At 44.8% G+C, this 18,018-nt stretch carries 12 protein-coding genes and 2 pseudogenes; 5 read left to right on the top strand and 9 right to left on the bottom strand.

The features are described from left to right. Window positions 1-49 precede the first annotated feature (49 nt). Both AB6D07_RS20990 and AB6D07_RS20985 read right to left on the bottom strand, forming a co-directional pair. A pseudogene (locus AB6D07_RS20990) lies at window positions 50-577 on the bottom strand (DUF429 domain-containing protein); the annotation flags it as partial. 57 nt (window positions 578-634) lie between these two features. Beyond that, the gene (locus AB6D07_RS20985; RefSeq protein WP_017098059.1) at window positions 635-2,347 is read right to left on the bottom strand and encodes a bifunctional 2-polyprenyl-6-hydroxyphenol methylase/3-demethylubiquinol 3-O-methyltransferase UbiG; all 1,713 of its coding nucleotides are present in this window, start codon (window positions 2,345-2,347) and stop codon (window positions 635-637) included. 270 nt (window positions 2,348-2,617) lie between these two features. On the opposite strand from AB6D07_RS20985, the gene AB6D07_RS20980 reads away from it, so the two are divergent. From AB6D07_RS20980 to AB6D07_RS20965, 4 genes are all read left to right on the top strand, one after another. Continuing rightward, window positions 2,618-3,556 carry a hypothetical protein gene (locus tag AB6D07_RS20980; protein WP_017103101.1) on the top strand — a complete coding sequence of 313 codons (939 nt, stop codon included), beginning with the start codon at window positions 2,618-2,620 and terminating at the stop codon, window positions 3,554-3,556. A gap of 197 nt (window positions 3,557-3,753) precedes the next feature. Then, window positions 3,754-4,521 carry a 1-acylglycerol-3-phosphate O-acyltransferase gene (locus tag AB6D07_RS20975; protein WP_017103102.1) on the top strand — a complete coding sequence of 256 codons (768 nt, stop codon included), beginning with the start codon at window positions 3,754-3,756 and terminating at the stop codon, window positions 4,519-4,521. 175 nt (window positions 4,522-4,696) lie between these two features. Further along, window positions 4,697-6,067 (top strand): MBL fold metallo-hydrolase, encoded by a 1,371-nt coding sequence (locus AB6D07_RS20970; RefSeq protein WP_017103103.1) that lies wholly within the window; start codon window positions 4,697-4,699, stop codon window positions 6,065-6,067. A 454-nt stretch (window positions 6,068-6,521) separates the two neighbouring features. Next, entirely contained in the window at window positions 6,522-8,069 is a 1,548-nt protein-coding gene (locus tag AB6D07_RS20965) for a sodium:alanine symporter family protein (protein ID WP_009848307.1), read from the top strand. 176 nt (window positions 8,070-8,245) lie between these two features. On the opposite strand, the gene AB6D07_RS20960 is transcribed toward AB6D07_RS20965, so the two are convergent. From AB6D07_RS20960 to guaB, 5 genes are all read right to left on the bottom strand, one after another. Further along, window positions 8,246-8,839: an acetate uptake transporter gene (locus tag AB6D07_RS20960; protein WP_010440610.1), complete on the bottom strand. Its 594-nt coding sequence runs from the start codon at window positions 8,837-8,839 to the stop codon at window positions 8,246-8,248. Between the two features lie 87 nt (window positions 8,840-8,926). Then, window positions 8,927-9,721: a hypothetical protein gene (locus AB6D07_RS20955; RefSeq protein ID WP_017098063.1), complete on the bottom strand. Its 795-nt coding sequence runs from the start codon at window positions 9,719-9,721 to the stop codon at window positions 8,927-8,929. A 142-nt stretch (window positions 9,722-9,863) separates the two neighbouring features. Further along, a complete protein-coding gene (locus tag AB6D07_RS20950; RefSeq protein WP_017103104.1) occupies window positions 9,864-11,576 on the bottom strand; it encodes a chitinase in 1,713 nt (570 codons plus the stop codon). Between the two features lie 285 nt (window positions 11,577-11,861). Beyond that, a complete protein-coding gene (gene guaA, locus AB6D07_RS20945) occupies window positions 11,862-13,415 on the bottom strand; it encodes a glutamine-hydrolyzing GMP synthase (RefSeq protein ID WP_012603320.1) in 1,554 nt (517 codons plus the stop codon). Between the two features lie 378 nt (window positions 13,416-13,793). Beyond that, window positions 13,794-15,257 carry an IMP dehydrogenase gene (gene guaB, locus AB6D07_RS20940; RefSeq protein ID WP_010440594.1) on the bottom strand — a complete coding sequence of 488 codons (1,464 nt, stop codon included), beginning with the start codon at window positions 15,255-15,257 and terminating at the stop codon, window positions 13,794-13,796. 271 nt (window positions 15,258-15,528) lie between these two features. Here guaB and xseA point away from each other — a divergent pair, with 271 nt between their 5' ends. Continuing rightward, window positions 15,529-16,875 carry an exodeoxyribonuclease VII large subunit gene (gene xseA / locus AB6D07_RS20935; protein WP_029222941.1) on the top strand — a complete coding sequence of 449 codons (1,347 nt, stop codon included), beginning with the start codon at window positions 15,529-15,531 and terminating at the stop codon, window positions 16,873-16,875. 89 nt (window positions 16,876-16,964) lie between these two features. On the opposite strand, the gene AB6D07_RS20930 is transcribed toward xseA, so the two are convergent. Next, window positions 16,965-17,192 (bottom strand): zinc ribbon domain-containing protein, encoded by a 228-nt coding sequence (locus tag AB6D07_RS20930; RefSeq protein WP_017099592.1) that lies wholly within the window; start codon window positions 17,190-17,192, stop codon window positions 16,965-16,967. A 35-nt stretch (window positions 17,193-17,227) separates the two neighbouring features. Further along, window positions 17,228-17,941 (bottom strand): annotated as a pseudogene (locus AB6D07_RS20925) (diguanylate cyclase); the annotation flags it as partial. Window positions 17,942-18,018 lie beyond the last annotated feature (77 nt).

Raw genomic sequence — 18,018 nt, 5'->3', positions numbered from 1 at the left:
TTGAAAAGCGAAATGTCGCTTAGCTAAGTGTCCAGTCTGACTGGAGCAGATCACACCACTGAGGGGCAAGTTGCTGAATAATAGAAAGCCTTTCCTCTTTGCCTTCTTGTGTTCGTTTTGAAAACGTCAGCGGTTCACCTTTCAATGCTGCAAACACAACTTCAGGATGTGATTCCCTGATAGAAAGATTGGGATGAGTTTCAATGAGCTCATCAAGCTCGCGGATCTTGGGCACAATTCCCCAAGTCTGTTTAGAAAACTTCTTATCAAGCTGCTCCACATTGGCATTACATCCCGCAATGTAATCGGTTTGGTAAACCGCCTCTCGGCACGGAACAGGAAAAACGGAAGAGCCACGCTTACTGGTGAGAAAGCGCCTTGCTGCTTTATCGCATAATCTATCCGGAGTCTGTGAATCGCTAAAACCAATAGGCATATCGATTAACGTTGTTGCTCCCGTAAGATCGTCAAGCAACTCATCTAGGGTCTTTACCACCTTGAACTCAGGTGGCTCATTGCCAGAGACAATCCAAGCGATCCAACCTGCCTTGCAGCCATCAATTCCGATGTATTTCATTGTGTTCTCGATGATTAGTTTGTTGAGGGCTATTTGGGATAACTAGCCACTTAATGATCAGTGCCACTCATTAATTAACAGTCTGCTTTTCACGCCACGTACCTGTAAACCCATTGCATCGAACACCTCTTCGAAGTCTCGACACTGTGGTGGAATATTGGGTAGAGAAAGTGCTGCTTCAGAAAAGAATTGTTGTTCAAAATGAGCCGAATCGTTCCACGCCAATTGCCACCATTCGAGAATACGAAACTTAGACGCTCGAAGTTTTTCAGCCGTAGGAACTTTGTCACTTTTGCTTAGGTTCTCTTTGCTTGTGGTCGGAAAGAGGTTCCACTTGTCGTTATTCGGCCAATAAGCAAAAGGCAAGCAGTGATCAACGTGATACTCATTTTTTAATGATTTTCCACTCCAGACACTGACAATATCGGCACGTTCAGATCTAAGTTGTTCGACACGTTTACGCACATCGCGAGTATCGTGGTTTTGATCGATCCATACCAAGCAGTCGTGATACGTCTGTAGTGAGATACTTCGCTGTCGGTTCAACTCGAAACGCTGCATCTCCATGACCCATTGATTCACCACCAGCGGTTCAATCCAAGAGTGGTAGATTCTAAAGCACTCCCACAGGCTTTCATCGAGAGTGAAATAGCCAAAGCTTTCTAAGAACTCACTATCAATGACCAGTGATTCTCGGCTCTTCCGTCGTTTCTGAGGTGGGTATATATCGAATAGTCGGTTGTCTTTCGAGCCTTGATAAATAAAAGTCACAGGCCCTGATTTAATGGTGCTGATCGTTTGTGAAAACAGCTTCTGTAGTGCCTTGGCTTCATCGCCGAGAAACATAGTGCCTATCGCTAGATCATCAGCACTGAGGTGTTTGAGTTTATTCCAACCATCCTCTTTTACAAATCCGAGGCCTTTACTCGTGTTGCTATTTTGCTGAATCCCAGCGCCTTCTATATCGATATCAATCAAACGCTTAAACTGCCTTACCCAATACAGAGCAACTAAGCCCACTGGTAGAGAAATTTTCCCATCAGTTCGATCAATCACAGCGCCTGAATGAGCATCCGCAATTCGCAGTAACGTTCTCAACAAAGCCAACTTGTATGTGGCCGACTTGTTGTCATTCACAATAATGTGGCGCACCTTGTTCAAGTCGCCGGAGCCATCATCTGGTAATGTCATCACCACGGTTTGCCACCACACTTCACTGCGGTTCAATGTATCTTGGCTATCATCAACATGACGAACCAACAAGGCGCTGTTTTTTGATAAACGCTCGAGCTCTTCAACTGAGACTTCATAGCCTTGTCGACTGTCTTTAAACTCCCCATGACGCAAAGTAATCACCAACTTGCCATTTGGAGCCAGCAAGTTAGACAACTTTCTAAATGCACGCTCTCGATGAGACGGAGCAAGATGCATCCAAACCGCGCTCACCAATATCAAATCAAAACGTATTCCGAGGTTTTCAGTGCGGCTAAGCGAGGGAAGTGAATCATCAATCCAGCTAACACTTGGGCTTGTATATTTCGAGCCTTGTTCGCGTAATGAAGCACTTGGTTCTATCGCAATAACATCAGCTCCGGCTTTGTGCATCCATAGCGCATCACGACCACTTCCTGCACCAACATCTAGTACTTTATCGCCCTCTAAAGGCCAATAAGCTTGCCAGCTTTTATGTACCGTCTCGAACGTCACTGAGTTGTACTGTTCACAAAGTGTGTGAGCATTTTTATCGTAAAAAGGAATCGATGAGGACATATGCGCTATTGGGGTTAGGAGTCTATCTCAATAGTAATGGGGAGCTTAGGCGATTGCTAGCAAGTCATGTAAGTTCAGCCACACCAATCAATATTTATCGTTAGTGACTGTTTTATATCAATATCCACCTAATGAGATCGTCAGGCGAGTCACATCACGAATCAGTTTCGTCAGCAAAACAAAAACAAACAAGGTGCAAGCTGACGTGCGAACAGAGATAATTGTTTGAAGATGATTAACTCGCCTCAAGTACCTAGCTGATAAAGACTAATGACCACATACTCACACATAGATACCCCGTTCAACCTGCGCCACACCTGTTGGTTTTGTGGTGAACCTTCCAATGATGTTGTTGAATTCCCTAAGACTGCACAAGCTATTGCCAAGATAGACTATTCACCGATAGCACTGCCGGCTTGCAAGGAGTGTGCGAGAATTAACTATTCCAAGAGTCTGACTTCAATTTGGGCGGTGCGCGATCAGATAAAACACGCACTCATCGATAAGTACGCAAAGCACCTAGGCATCGGTGAAAACTGGACGGAACAAGAGCTTATTGATTCTGATTTTTCAGGCTCGACGCTTGGCGGATTTGGCCGTAGTGCTTGGAAAATGTATCAAATAGCCAAACAACGAGTCGATTATAGAGGCTGGCCTTTGTCGGTTGATGACATCCCACTTGAGGTATACGACGAAACCAGTGGCTTTGAGTTTGACGGTACTCGTTACGCATCAATCAATTCATGTATCGACTATTTCACCAAGGCTGCGGGCGTAGACAAAGAGCTGTTGTCGCAGCTTGTCGACATTGTTTCAACAGACCGTTTTAGCTACGCACTTCGAATCGCCAAGCTGAACAAGAATGTCTCTAATACCAAACGTTCAGAGATCATCGAAGAGGTGTTACAGCAGGAGTCTGAACAAGAAGAGATACAGCTTGAGCAAGCCAATTCACTGTTCAACCCAAATGTCGAAGAGGTCAGCATTTCAGGTTCGACGGCTCCGGTTTTCGCTATTCAATGGGCAATGATGAATAACGTTATAGATTTAGCTCACCTTTGCGCACTCGAAGATGATTATTTTGACTATTTCGAACATCTTGGTGGCCCTGCTGCTTTCATGTCTTATAACGGCCTACGGCTCTATTTAGAATCACGCCAAGATCCTGAATGGGTAGAAAAGTCGGATCCAAATAAACAGTATTGGTGAACATGCCTACCTACTGGTGAACACGTGTAAGCTCGATAACTGCGTCAAACACCCATCGTTAGTCCTTGTTTTATATAAAGATCTAAAAACAGCCCCCTAAAACAGTTAATTGTTGCAATTCGGTTAAATAGAGTGAAAACTTCAAGCATCTAAAACTATTTAATCACTGCAATCTTGTCGTGAGTAAGGAGTGAATTGTGCTTGCTGTTCTTCGTATTATTTTGGCGACGGTGTTTATTATTTTCACCACTCTATGTGCTTTTGGTTACTGCTTGTTTAGCCCCAAAAACCCAAAGCATGTGTACGTTTTTTGCCGTTGGTTCAACCAATTACAAAAACTCGTTGGGGTAAAGATCCTACAGAGAGGCCTAGATAATGCGCCGACACCAGAAAAGAGCGTCTACATATCTAACCACCAAAGCGTGTTGGACTTTGTGACCGCCCCAGGGATGTTAAGGCCTCGCACGGTTTCTTTAGGTAAGCGCGATTTGTTGTACGTGCCCTTCTTTGGCCTGCTGTATTGGATCACCGGTAATATTTTAATTAACCGCGAAAACAAGTCCAAAGCACGCGATACCATCAAGCAAGTGGCGGAAGCGATTCACCAGCGAGATCTGTCTGTTTGGGTTTACCCTGAAGGAACGCGCAGTAAAGGGCGTGGACTACTGCCATTCAAAACGGGCGCTTTCCGAATGGCGATTGAGGCGAGTGTGCCTATCACCCCGATGTGTACCAGTACCACGCACAATAAAATTAACCTCAACCGAGTTAATAATGGCATTGTGATCACCGAGATGCTGGAGCCTATAGATGTCTCTGGATACAAGCTCAGCGACGCAAGAGAGTTAGCGAATCGCTGCCATGCCTTGATGGCTGAAAAAATAGCAGAGCTTGATGCCGAAGTGGCTCGTTTAGAGGCGCAACAAAACCCAGAACTGGATTCAGACGGTTCTTCCGTGCGCTAACAGTAGTCACAGAAGGAACAAGAACCAACTCGCAACGAACCCACAGAGTCATTGCTCAGTTACTTAAAAAGATACTCAACGATCGCAACTCTCATTGTTCTTGTTTTACTTGCTGGCGCTTATCCGCAAAATAAAAACAGGCGTTAATAGCTTTATAGAGCAATGGGAGTAAACGATGAAAGTGATTCACCATGGCGGCAAACATACCGTCACAGGATCTTGTCACGAGCTAAGAGATTCAGGCCAAGCGGTGCTCATCGATTGTGGCTTGTTTCAAGGTTTAGATCTTCAAGGTAAAAAGCTTCAAGGTGAAGACACTCGCCCTCTCGATATTGAGTTTGAAACTTCCCACCTCAATGCTCTTCTGCTGACCCACACTCACATTGATCATATTGGTCGATTACCTTGGTTACTCGCCAGTAGCTTTAACCAACCAATTTATTGTACTCAGGCGACAGCTGAACTCGCCCCTTTAATGATTGAAGACGGCCTAAAACGGCAAGGGCTCAGTCATAAACAATCCAAACTCATCCTTAAAAAAATTCATTCGTTGATTGCTCCTAAGCCTTATGGGGAATGGTTTCCAATTGTCTCTAAACAGCAAAACGACGGAAAGGATCACCATAGGCCAAATACTCTACATGCTCGTTTTCAACCTGCAGGGCATATCTTAGGTTCGGCCTATATAGAGATTAAGTTACCCAACCAAGAAGTAGTGGTCTTTTCAGGCGACTTGGGCCCTAGTAACACGCCACTGCTGCCGGATCCTAAACCACCACAACAAGCCGACTATCTGTTTATTGAGTCGACTTACGGCACTAGCACGCACGACGATATTGCTTCACGCTCTGAACGCCTCAAAGCAATCATTGATCGTTCGTTACTTGATGGCGGCGTTATTCTAATTCCGGCTTTTAGCATAGGTCGAACACAGGAACTGCTATTTGATATCGAACAGTTGATCTTTGAGCATCAACTCAGCAGCGATATTCCTATCATCCTCGATTCGCCTATGGCAGAAAAGGTGACACGATCCTACCGACGCTTTAAAGAGTTATGGGGGCAAGAAGCAAAGCAGCGTCTTGAACTGAAACGTCACCCACTCGCTTTTGAGCAGTGCATTACGGTTGATGGACATAGAATGCACAAGAAAATCGTGAATCGCCTCAAGTCGACAGGTGAACCCGCGATTGTGGTCGCAGCTTCTGGAATGTGTCAGGGCGGCAGGATAATGAACTACTTATCCGCTTTGCTTCCCGATAAACGGACGGATGTGATTTTAGCGGGCTATCAAGCACACGGAACGCTCGGACGAGAGCTGCAACAAGGCGAAATGCAAGTTTCTATTGATAACAAAGACGTTGAGGTTAATGCTCAAATTCATGGCATGTCTGGCTATTCTGCTCATGCCGATAAAGAGGATCTCAATCGATTTATAGAGGGCATAGCGACTCCACCAAAAGAGGTGCATTTGATTCACGGTGAGCCAAATACTCAGTCTGAGTTCGCTAAAGAATTACAGGCGCGAGGGTTCGTGGTTGTTTGAAACAGGCATCAAACTAGCTACTTTCACTCAGTAAACATGAAGGCCAGAATTATCGAGCCTTCAAAGGCACAGTTTCTTAGGCCTGCGAGATCACTCGATGCAGGTGATATATTCCAATCAAATTCATCTCACCACTCCTATATCAGCCGTTCATGCTAAGCAATTTTCACCGCTGTTTTACGCAATTTAGTCTCTTGTGCACACCTAAAGCTCCCCTTTTGTATTAATCACTATTTATTCACCTTGCAAAACACCAGACGAAACAACCTATTGCATAATGAGTTAAATGGAACGATTATCGAATTAGCACTAAGCATTAACAAACACCCTCTATAACTTGCTTTATGTCACAGTAATCCTAATGCGCAGTTAAATAATTTAACACTCGGGTTACAAGTGAAGTATTGTGTTGTTCGAAAAACAATCATAAGCAAAACTAACAGGGAAAATACTCATGCAGTCGTTCGTTGATTTTTTGAATGGAATAATCTGGAGCCCAGTACTTATCTACCTATGTTTAGGTGCAGGTTTGTTCTACTCCATCATGACTCGATTTGTTCAAATCCGTCACTTCTTTGAAATGTGGCGCTTGCTACTTTCGGGTAAAAGCTCATCAAAAGGCATCTCGTCTTTCCAAGCTCTTGCCGTTTCGCTATCTGGCCGTGTAGGTACAGGTAACATTGCAGGTGTTGCTGCCGCTATCGGTTTCGGTGGCCCAGGTGCAGTATTCTGGATGTGGGTGGTAGCTTTCTTTGGCGCGGCGACTGCTTACGCAGAATCTACGCTGGCGCAAATCTATAAAGAAGAAGATGAAGGCCAGTTCCGTGGTGGTCCGGCTTACTACATTGAAAAAGCAATGGGTCAGAAGTGGTACGCATGGATCTTCGCTATCGCGACTATTTTTGCATGTGGTATTTTGCTTCCAGGTGTTCAGTCAAACAGTATAGGTAATGCTGTAGAAGCTGCGTTTGGCTCAGGTGATATGATTGAAACAGCTATCGGTACATTCAGTTTCGCTAAAATTTTCACTGGTACTGTTGTTGCTATCATCCTTGCTTTCATCATCTTTGGTGGTGTTAAACGTATCGCGAACTTCACACAAATTGTCGTTCCATTCATGGCGTTGGCTTACATCATCATCGCATTCGTTATCATCCTACTAAACATCAGCCAAGTTCCTGTTGTTTTCGGAATGATTCTGGGGGATGCATTCACTCCTATGGCAGGCTTTGGTGCTGCAATCGGTTGGGGTGTTAAACGTGGTGTTTACTCAAACGAAGCAGGTCAAGGTACGGGTCCTCACGCGGCAGCCGCGGCAAGTGTTGATCACCCAGCTCAGCAAGGTTTGGTTCAAGCGTTCTCTATCTACATTGATACTCTTCTAGTATGTTCTGCTACAGCGTTCATGATCATCATCACTGGTGCCTACAACGTTCACGGCGGCGCTGAAGGTGTATTCCTTGTTCAGAACCTAGCAGCAAACATCGGTGCGAATGGTCCCGTATTTACACAGCTTGCTATTGAAAGTGCACTGCCAGGCATTGGTAAGCCGTTCATCGCATTTGCTCTGTTCTTCTTCGCATTTACAACGATTCTTGCTTACTACTACATCGCAGAAACGAATATTGCTTACCTACGTCGTACCATCAAGATCCCTGGCATGATGTTCGTACTTAAGCTTGTTCTTATTAGTGCCGTTTTCTATGGCACCGTTAAAACAGCAAACCTTGCATGGGCAATGGGTGATGTGGGTGTTGGTTTGATGGCATGGTTAAACATCGTTGGTATTCTGATCATCTTCTTCATGTCTAAGCCTGCGCTTAAGGCTTTAGCAGACTACGAAGAACAACAGAAACAAGGTGTGACTGAGTACACATTCAACCCTGTAAAACTAGGCATTAAAGGTGCAACTTACTGGGAAGAGAAGTACAAGCGTAAAACAGGTAAGTCTCCTGAATCTGAAGTTGCAGACAGTAAACCTGTAGAGCAACCTTCAGCTTAAGCTTACCTTAGCAAATAGATCGCTTTAACTCGCGCTATTAATAACGCATAAAAAAGGGGTTAGCCATTTCGGCTAACCCCTTTTGTTTTGTTCATAAAAATCGCAGTTTATAACGAGCTCATTACTTATAACGAACTGACTGCTTATAACAAACTAACTGTTCCCAAGCTAGAGCGTTAAGCTGCGATTTCTTGTGTTGCCATTTGAGGCGCTTTTTTCTCACCGATTGGCAGTACTGTGCGGCCATATTCGTTGTTGATTACTTGTGCCATTGCAAAGTAGATAGCTGACGCACCACAGAAGATACCTTCAAAACCAGCGATAGTACCGATCAGTTCGCTGCCAGTGAAATCACGAGCGGCAAGTAGGAAGAACAAAATAGTAAGTGAACCAAATACTACTTGTTTCGCTACTGGGTAGCATAGAGAACCAATGAACATGAAGCCAGTGAAGATGCCCCATAGTAGTAGGTACCAACCCATAAACGCTGCTGGACTTGCTGGTAGGCCCATGTAAGGCATTACGATTAAACCAACCAAAGATAACCAGAATAGACCGTAAGAAGTAAACGCAGTTGTACCGAACGTGTCACCACGTTTGAAACACATTGTGCCCACGATAACTTGGCTTAGACCACCGTAAAAAATACCCATAGCAAGAATCATTGAATCGATTGGAAAGAAACCTGCGTTATGGATATTAAGAAGTATAGTAGTCATACCGAAACCCATTAGGCCAAGTGGTGCCGGGTTCGCCAGTTTTGTTGACATTTTGCGCGCCTTTAAAAAAAGTTAATAAAATTTGTACACAAATTTTAATCCGAACGGCATAAAAAGATAGATCGCTAAATCGCAATCTTAGATTGCATCGTTCGCCAGTTCGGCTTTCGTGATGATTTCAAGTATCTCGCCAACTCGTTTAGGGCTTTGTTCCATCAAGACCGCTTGAACCTCGGGCTTTACACACGCTAACCACTCTCCCGAAGGTTCTTGGTTAAACTTATCCATTGGGCCCATACTTTGGCTCCATGCACCACGGATATCAACCGTATCTTTGTGGCCATCGTTGGTCGTAAAATATGAAAATTCAAAGGTTGTCGCATCTACAGATGTGATTTGGCCAGATGCCCCCCACGGCGCAGAAAGTTCGATCATAGGACCGATAGGATAGCTTTCACCTTCAATTTCTACAGAAGTTGCTTCACCAATGTAAATTTGAGCGTTATTGGCTGACTCTGAGACAGTGAAAGGTAATGATGTTGATACAGAATTAGGACCTTGAGGCGCAGCTTGCTTTAATAAGAATTGAACGATTGACGGGTATGCATTAACAGCAGCATCAACTTCCCCAACAGACTCCATACAGCCTTCGTAATTCATAATGCCTGTACTATCGACACCTTTAATTAAAGCGCCTTCAAGTGTTTGAATAACATGAATTTGGTTACCTTGCTCCTCTATAGACGTGATTTGGCCTACAGGACTTTTTAATACTTGATAACGCTGAGCAACAATACCTTCAGAGCTCGTTTCAAAACTCAAACTGCCATAATTACCCCAGCCCAAACTTTGCTCGAGACCTGACTGCGGCGTACTGTTACACCCAGTAACTCCAGTTACCAATAACGCAAGAATAGATAGCTTTAACTTCATTTTAATTGTCCTGTAATCAAATTATTCACGAACACAGTTTATCGATAAATGGAAAGCACTACTGTAATAGAAAGTAAGGGAAGTGTCGTATAACTGTCACTGAACAAGCAAGCCTCTTATAACAGAGGCTTGCTTAGTTTAATTATTTACAGCTAATTTCATCCCAGAACCAGTTCGATTGAACAGGGCTTTCCCAGACACCCGGACCGTTTTTAGCTACGAAGCACTTGCCATTATGTGTCACCTTGTCGCCATTGCTCACTTGGCTAACACCCGCTTGCCATGTGATAAACACCGATGGATCAACAACGACAGGCGGCTCAGTCACAGGTGGTTCAACCGGTGTTGGGTCTACCGGAGCAGGATCGACAGGTGCAGGGACAACTGGCGATGGATCTGTCACTACGGGTGGTGTTGGCTCACCCGCTACTAATTTCCAAGGGCCACCATTGGCAGGCTCATCTCCTTGAGTCCACCATTTCGCTTCGTAGGTCGCGCCGTTGTGAGTGACTTGGTCGCCAGCATTGTAAACTTTACTCGCATTCCAACCGTTACCTCCGGGGTTAGTACCAGGGTCAACCGGTTCAAGCTTATCGACCACTTTTACTTCAGGCCAGCTCGCATGTGATCCATAAAAATTGGTCACACACTTCTCATAATCTCCGGCTACCAAGGCTGAATAAGCGGTTTGGAAACCAACAAGCTCACACTCAAATGAATATCCTTCTGGGCGGTCTGCGTAGTATTTCCAGTTACCATCCCAGTTGGTGTACAACACATCGGTTGCACCGTTGAGGTTCAAGCTTCCGTAAGGCGTTTGCTGCCAACATGTATTGGCTTCATCCGCTTCTACAGGGATCAGATAATGCGCAGCTAACCCTTCCCAATAACGAATTCGGTTAACTGGTTGGCCTTTGTCTTTGTTCTGCTCACCACACTCGATACCACCATTAATTACGTTGATTGTGGTACCAAACCCATAGCCAATTCCCGCATCCAACTCACGTTGAGAGGGAGTCCAAGTGCGGTCAATAACGTGCAGCATGGCAGGTTTAGGAGCTTGAGGTGTAAGGAAGAACCAGATAGCAGAAGCCAAGTTCAACCATGAATCAGCAACCAAACCTGGGTTATTCAATAGAACCGTCGCATCACCATCGAACATCACTTCCGAGAACGCACCGTAGTTAAAATGGTAAGAAAGCTGTTTAGCACCACGTCCAAAATAACCCTGACCTGCCGCACATGGCCATCGTGCATTCTGCCAATCGTTCTGGCCACAACCGGTGGTGTAACCCTCTTGGCCTTCAGACCAACCCATTTCACGAACATGCACCAGCGCTTGCTGCCACTCTTCTAGAGCTAATGGGTTATCAGAGGTGTTATCTATTGCGATGTGCCCACCTGTTTCTTGAGCGAAATGAGCAAAGGCCGTGATGATGGATTTTTTACAGATGGCGTCTGAATCTCGACCATCAGTGTACTCTCCACAGAAGGCTGGGAATTTTCCAATCGCGCGTAAGAAGCGAGTATAAGTGTACTCTGGTGCTGCCATCTGAGTGAGGAAGTCCCATTCAGATTGAGGAAATACACGCTCGACTCGTTTCACGTTTTCAGGATTCGAGGCTAAACCCGGCTCAATCGCTTCAACAATACTATTGGGACGAGTTTGTAATGCTTGTGACCAGATCGCATACATAGGATCGGATGTTTTCGCTTGTTCAGCAGCTTGTAATGCCGACTTTTCAACAAGGTAGCCATTCGGGTTTTGCGGATCAGGTTGAATGTTCAAAGACGCGTAACTGTGTGCAGCTAAAGTGCAGCCAACTACTGTCGCCAAATATTTGATTTTTAACATGATGGATTCTCTTATCTGTCCTTAATAAGTCCATCAAAGAGTATGCGGCGCATGGGAAATGAGCCAGTCGTTACCATGTGAATTTATAAAAAGTGCGAGTGACACTTTTATGTATCCTTCAACACAACAAAACGTCTCATTGTTTCTTGAGGTGATATCTAACTTCCAACGGATTTGGTTTCTCGTTGTAGATGTAAGTCCTTAATCTCCTAAATAAAAAGAAAAAGCCTCGAACAAAGTTCGAGGCTTAAGATCTTAATCAAAACTGGTTAAATCTCTAAGAGATTATTCCCACTCGATAGTTGCTGGTGGCTTACCAGAAATATCGTAAACAACACGTGAAATGCCGTTAACTTCGTTGATAATACGGTTAGATACCTTACCTAGGAAGTCGTATGGTAGGTGTGCCCAGTGAGCAGTCATGAAGTCGATAGTTTCTACTGCACGTAGAGATACAACCCAATCGTACTTACGGCCATCGCCCATTACGCCAACTGAACGTACTGGTAGGAATACCGTGAATGCTTGAGATACTTTGTGGTAAAGGTCAGCAGCGTGAAGCTCTTCAATGAAGATAGCATCAGCACGACGCAGTAAGTCACAGTACTCTTTCTTCACTTCACCAAGTACACGAACACCTAGACCTGGACCTGGGAATGGGTGGCGGTAAAGCATGTTGTATGGAAGACCAAGCTCTAGGCCGATCTTACGTACTTCATCTTTAAACAGCTCACGTAGAGGCTCAACAAGGCCCATTTCCATATCATCAGGAAGGCCACCAACGTTGTGGTGAGATTTGATTACGTGTGCTTTACCTGTCTTAGATGCTGCAGACTCGATTACGTCTGGGTAGATAGTACCCTGAGCAAGCCATTTAGCATTCTTCAGTTTCTTAGACTCTTCGTCGAAGATATCTACGAATACGTGACCGATGATCTTACGTTTCGCTTCTGGTTCAGCTTCGCCTTCCAGAGCGTCAAGGAAACGATCTTCCGCATCAACTTTAATGATGTTTAGGCCGAATTGGTCACCAAACATCTCCATAACCTGCTCACCTTCGTTTAAACGAAGAAGGCCGTTATCTACAAATACACATGTCAGTTTGTCGCCGATAGCGCGGTGAGCAAGCATTGCTACGACTGATGAATCAACACCACCAGAAAGACCAAGGATAACTTCGTCGTCACCTACTTGCTCTTTAATACGTGCAACTGCATCTTCAATGATAGATGCTGAAGTCCACAGACCTTCACAACCACACGCGTTAAGAACGAAGTTCTCAAGCATTTTTAGGCCGTTTTTAGTGTGCGTTACTTCTGGGTGGAATTGAACACCGTAGTATTTCTTCTCTTCGTTTGCCATTGCAGCGTATGGGCAAGTATCTGTCTCTGCGATTTTTGTGAAATCAGCAGGGATTTCAACCACTTTGTCACCGTGGCTCATCCAAACATCTTGAGTTGTCTCAAGGTCGGCGAAAAGTGCAGATTCACCCGTCACTTGTACAGCCGCGTAGCCGAACTCGCGCTCAGTAGATGTTGCTACTTTACCGCCAAGTTGCTCAGCCATAGTTTGCATGCCGTAGCAGATACCGAAGACAGGAACACCTGAATCAAATACGTACTGAGGTGCACGTGGAGAATTCTCTTCCGTTACACTTTCAGGGCCACCAGATAGGATGATACCGTCTGGATTGAATTCACGAATATCCGCTTCTTCTACGTCCCAGCTCCAAAGTTCACAGTAAACACCGATCTCACGAATACGACGAGCTACTAGCTGTGTGTATTGAGAACCGAAGTCCAGAATTAGAATACGTTGGTCATGAATATTTTTAGTCATTGTAAGCAGTCTTATTGGCTATGTGATAAAACGGAGGCGAGTTTACTCACCTCTGATTAACTCTTCAAGAAATAAAGCAAACGTTTTCGTTGGTTATCTGTAACCTCGTGTTTTGAGAAAATCAGACTTTCTGCAAAACAGGCGGTAGATATAATACCAATCACAGTAAGTAAGTGTTCAGTAGTAGCGCTGGAAAAAAGCTTGAGAACAAGGCTGCTCTATTCAACAAAGAGTTCTGATAAGTAGTTATTCTACAATCAAAAATTCTAACGAAGTTATCGAGGTTTTTAACAAGCTAGGATGATCAGTTATTTACTACGATTGGTATATTAATGTGCCGACTAAATCAGCACATTATTCAAACGTTTGGACGTATTATTAACCTAAACGGTAGTTAGGTGCTTCTTTCGTGATTTGAACATCGTGTACGTGAGATTCTTTCATGCCCGCACCAGAGATACGAACAAACTCAGCTTTAGTACGCATGTCTTCAACAGTTGCAGAACCCGTTAGGCCCATGCTTGAGCGTAAACCGCCCATCTGTTGGTGAACGATCTCTTTTAGACGACCTTTGTATGCGATACGACCTTCAATACCTTCTGGAACAAGCTTGTCTGCAGCGTTATCAGATTGGAAGTAACGGTCAGAAGAACCTTGAGACATAGCGCCAAGAGAACCCATACCACGGTAAGACTTGTAAGAACGACCGTTATAAAGGATAACTTCACCCGGAGCTTCTTCAGTACCTGCGAACATTGAACCAACCATCACACAAGATGCGCCAGCAACGATAGCTTTACAGATATCGCCAGAGAAGCGAATGCCGCCATCTGCGATGACTGGAATACCGTATTCGTTAGCTACTTCAGCCGCGTCTGCGATTGCTGTTACTTGAGGAACACCAACACCAGTAACGATACGAGTCGTACAGATTGAACCCGGGCCGATACCTACTTTAACCGCACTAACACCAGCTTCGATAAGAGCACGAGCGCCAGCGCCAGTTGCTACGTTACCACCGATGATTTGTAGATCAGGGTATGCAGCGCGAGTTTCGCGGATACGGTTAAGTACGCCTTCAGAGTGACCGTGTGAAGAGTCGATAAGTAGAACGTCTACGCCAGCTTCAACTAGAGCAGCTACGCGCTCTTCGTTACCAGCACCAGCACCAACAGCTGCACCTACACGTAGGCTGCCGCGCTCATCTTTACAAGCGTTTGGTTTACGTTCTGCTTTGTGGAAATCTTTTGCAGTGATCATTCCCGTTAGTTGGAAGTCATCATTTACAACAAGAACTTTTTCAACACGCGCTTCATGCATTTTCTCTTGAACTTCTTCACGAGTTGCACCTTCTTTAACAGAAGCAAGACGAGCTTTAGGCGTCATTACTACATCAACTTTCTTAGAAAGGTCAGTCACAAAGCGAACATCACGGCCAGTAATAATACCAACAAGTTCGTTTGTTTCAGTAACAACAGGGAAACCGGCAAAACCGTGTTTTTGAGTAAGAGCTACAACATCAGCGATTGTCGCGTCAGGGTTTACAGTAACAGGGTGAGAAACTACACCTGCTTCGTAAATTTTAACCTGGCGAACCATTTCAGCTTGTTGTTCAATAGACATGTTCTTATGAATGAAGCCTATTCCGCCTTCTTGTGCCAGTGCAATCGCTAGGCGAGCTTCTGTCACAGTATCCATCGATGCAGAGATCATTGGGATGTTTAGGGAAATATTCTTCGTCAACTGAGTGCGAAGATCAGCTGTATTAGGGAGAACGGTGGAGTGTGCTGGCACTAGCAGTACGTCGTCGAATGTCAGCGCTTCTTTGGCAATTCTTAGCATTTGCAATATCTCACAATAATAGGAGTAAAAAGAAACAATCCAATCTCATCGTTTCGCCTAATGAGGGCAGCCAATTAAGGAAAATCAAACTGCATTTGGATTAGATATTGCGGACGGATTATACGGCCAACGAAATCGCTTGGCTACACATTTTTATACTTTTAATTTGCATTTACCCCCTTGCTATGTATTATATTGCCGCTATCTTCCATACTCACGCCCAGTGAGATTCCAAGAGAAAGACCTTCCTTCAAGGATAGATAGCGCTTCTATGACCAATCCAAACATCTTTACTGTTTCTCGCCTCAATTCAGAGGTTCGTCTCCTATTAGAAAACGAAATGGGAATAGTCTGGCTCGTTGGTGAAATCTCAAATTTCTCTGCACCTGTCTCTGGTCACTGGTACCTCACGCTTAAAGACTCTCGCGCTCAAGTTAAGTGCGCTATGTTTCGTGGCAATAACCGTCGTGTGACTTTTAAGCCTCAGAACGGTAATCAAGTGCTAGTTAAAGCGCGTCTGTCTCTTTATGAGCCACGCGGTGATTATCAACTGATCATCGAAAGCATGCAGCCAGAAGGTGACGGCAAGCTTCAGCAAGAGTTTGAAAAGCTGAAGATGAACCTTGCCGCAGAAGGCCTGTTTGCTCAATCGAGCAAGCAACCACTTCCTGAACACCCAAAGCGCGTTGGCGTTATCACCTCGAAAACGGGCGCTGCGCTGTTTGATATTCTTGATGTACTGAAAAGGCGCGATCCTTCATTGCCTGTTGTGGTTTACCCGACCATGGTTCAAGGCGAAGAGGCGGCAATTCAGATTGCTCAAGCGATTGGACGAGCTAACGAACGCAATGAGTGTGATGTGTTGATCGTGGGTCGTGGCGGCGGTTCATTAGAAGACTTATGGTGCTTCAATAACGAGATCGTTGCTCGCACCATTGCAGCAAGCCAGATCCCGATTATCAGCGCAGTTGGCCACGAAGTTGACGTCACTATCGCCGATTTCGTCGCAGATATGCGAGCTCCAACGCCATCAGCAGCCGCTGAATTGGTTAGCCGTGACAACAGTCATAAAGAGCAAGCTTATACCTCTAAACGTGCTCGTTTAGTAAGTGCGATTCGTCATGTGTTAATCAAACAAGCGCAATCAACTCAAACGTTGAAATACCGCTTAGAGAAACAACACCCGAGCTACCAACTACAAAAGCAGAGTCAGCAGCTTGATGACTTAGACATGCGTTTGCGTCGTGGTATGACTCAATACCTAAAGCTGCATGCGCAGCGTGTTGAACGTAAGCAGCACCAACTTCAGCTGAACTCGCCAGTGAAACGCCTTGGTGAACAGAAACTGCATCTACAACGTTCAGAGCAAAAGCTATTGGATGCAATGGACAAGACATTACTAACTACTCGCCACCAACTAGCCATGGCTGCCGAGAAGTTAGAAACAGTAAGTCCATTGGCAACCCTAAAACGTGGCTACAGCATTACCCATTCAGCATCGAGCAAGACCGTGTCATCGATTAACGACGTCGAAGTCGGCGAAGTAATCACCACTCAAGTTGAAGACGGTGTGATTGAGTCGCAAGTGACAACAAGAGTCGCCAAGAGCGAGCTCTAGGTTCATTAGATACCAAAAAGACCCAACACTTTGGTATTGAGTCTCTGATATAACATTACAGATAGTCGTTTAAGCGATTCGGCTTAAGTCTATTCAGCAGGCTGAAACTCGAACTTTACTCTCGATTTAGATTTAAGCTCATTACACTCACCATTACAAAAATAGCTCGCTGCACCACAGGCTTGAAGCTTCTCAAGTTGGCTGCTGCACTCAGGGCAAAAACCAACCTTAGTAAAGTGTGCCTGACAACTTTCACAGTGATACTTTCCATCCCAACCTAGCTCTGATTGGCACTTAGGGCAGATATTTTCACTCATTAGCATTTCCTAATTCACTACTTTTTTACAATCTACTACCGCTGAGACTTAGCTTGCTTGATTTGGTACATGTTCTTATCAGCTTGTGCGATCAAGTCTTCCAATGACTCAGGATCTTTCTCATAAGAAAGTCCAACGCTGACAGAAAACTGAGTGCCATCGATATAGAGAGCTTGTTCCAAGGTTCTTTCTAAGCTTCGATAAAAGTTCAGCACACTTTCTTGATCATCAAAGCAAGAGAACACGACAAACTCATCGCCCCCATAGCGCCCTATCTTCGCACAGGCAGTCGTTGCCTCATCAAGCACTTTTGCAACGGCTAACAACACATCATCACCAAAGCTGTGGCCAAACGTATCGTTTATTGACTTAAATTTATCGACATCAACAAACAGGCATGCCATCACTTTTTCAGTAAAACAGCGGTTAGTTAACACCTGCTCGGCTTCTCTCAGCAATGCTCGGCGATTCAAACTGTGTGTTAGAGAGTCTCGATTGGCAAAAAAGTTGAGTTGATTCTCTAACTCATACTTCTCAAGCGCGACTGAATACAGAGAAGCCAATAACTCTAAGATCTCAAGTTCAAACTCATGAGGTTCAGAGATGTACTGACTGTAAATTGCGAAGGTACCCAATACGTGACCATGTGAAGAGATGATTGGCACTGACCAACATGCATGAAGGTTAGCCTGGTTGGTTAAGGCTAAGAAAGGAGTCCAATTCGGGTGTGCATTAATATTGGAGACCATTGATCCGCACCAGCAGTTTTGGACGGCTTTGTTGCGTAATTAAATTTAAAGATAGAACAACCCCGTTTCGCGTATTT

Origin of the sequence: Vibrio sp. 10N.239.312.C11 (assembly GCF_041466065.1) — a bacterium.
Classification (GTDB): Bacteria; Pseudomonadota; Gammaproteobacteria; order Enterobacterales; family Vibrionaceae; genus Vibrio; species Vibrio tasmaniensis_A.
This window is presented reverse-complemented; position numbering and strand designations above follow the sequence as displayed.